The organism is Duganella sp. GW821-FHT07G03 (genome assembly GCF_059418605.1).
Map to the genome: position 1 here is coordinate 1 of NZ_JBWKQE010000001.1, position 1,035 is coordinate 1,035.

The following is a 1,035-nucleotide window of genomic DNA, read 5'->3' on the forward strand; positions in this document are numbered from 1 at the left end:
GCTGCACTGAACCGCTTCGCCATCCAGTTTGAAGACCGGGTGCCGCAGGCTTAAACGAAAACCCGTTTACACAGAATACAGTACACCCCCGCCAAAACACGCACACGCGCTTGCTCAAACGCATGCGCACAAACATCGGACCAAACAACAGCCAGCTCACGTCGCCCATTTTGTCGGCTTGCATACCAGTGACGCAAGAATCATCTCAGCACGTACGGGCATCCCAACCGAGGTAATACTTGCCCAATCCGCCCTTGAAAGCAATTGGGGTAGATCCGTCAAGGGGAATGCATACTTCGGGATAAAAGGTAAATCCGCAACTGGACACTCGACAACTTTCTCCACGCACGAGGTCAAGTTATCAGGGAAACGGATCAGTGAAATCGATGAATTTCGCGCCTACGCCAACTACACTGAAGCTGCCGATGATTATGCATCCCTGCTGCAACGAAAATACCCGACTGTTTTTGCGTATCAAGGCGATCCAGACAGATTCGCCGAGGCCATCGCCAGGCGTGGATACGCAACCGATCCGGATTATGCAAGAAAATTAAAATCTATCATTCATGCACACATCACGCCATTACTTAAAAAGTAACCATTGGGCAATACCATGAAACCTATTCACTGCTTGCCAGCCTTGCTGTTTCTTGCATCGACGTTGGCGTTTTCTGGCCAAATAAAGAGCAAAGATGAAGCGATCAAGCTTGCCATCGATGCCATACACAAATACCACCTCACGACGCTAAATGATGAATGCGGGGTGGCCGATGTAATCGAGGAGCCGTCATATTTCGAAATTATAGTACGCGAACTTCACACGAAAAATTGTGGTGGCACTCCAGAAACAGGGCCACGCCTGTTTAACGTGCGTGTTAGAAAACATGACGGTCAGCTAACCAGCGATGTTTATGACGGGACGAACTACAAGCTGGTAGATCACCAGCTTGTACCTGCTAGATAAGCGCGCTTCGGGATCAGCGCTTCGGCGCTTCGGGGTCAGTTCCGGCAACGTGCCAAATGGCACGTTGCCGG

General features: G+C 50.3%; 2 protein-coding genes. Both read left to right on the forward strand.

The features are described 5' to 3' along the window. The first annotated feature begins 178 nt into the window (after positions 1-178). The gene (locus AC07OK_RS00005) at positions 179-598 is read left to right on the forward strand and encodes a glycoside hydrolase family 73 protein (protein ID WP_494688365.1); all 420 of its coding nucleotides are present in this window, start codon (positions 179-181) and stop codon (positions 596-598) included. A 15-nt stretch (positions 599-613) separates the two neighbouring features. Next, positions 614-964 (forward strand): hypothetical protein, encoded by a 351-nt coding sequence (locus tag AC07OK_RS00010; RefSeq protein ID WP_494688366.1) that lies wholly within the window; start codon positions 614-616, stop codon positions 962-964. The last annotated feature ends 71 nt before the right edge of the window (positions 965-1,035 follow it).

Bases quoted from the DNA above. Each gene is read 5' to 3' on its own strand.
- AC07OK_RS00010 (WP_494688366.1), top strand. From the start codon at position 614: ATGAAACCTATTCACTGCTTGCCAGCCTTGCTGTTTCTTGCATCGACG.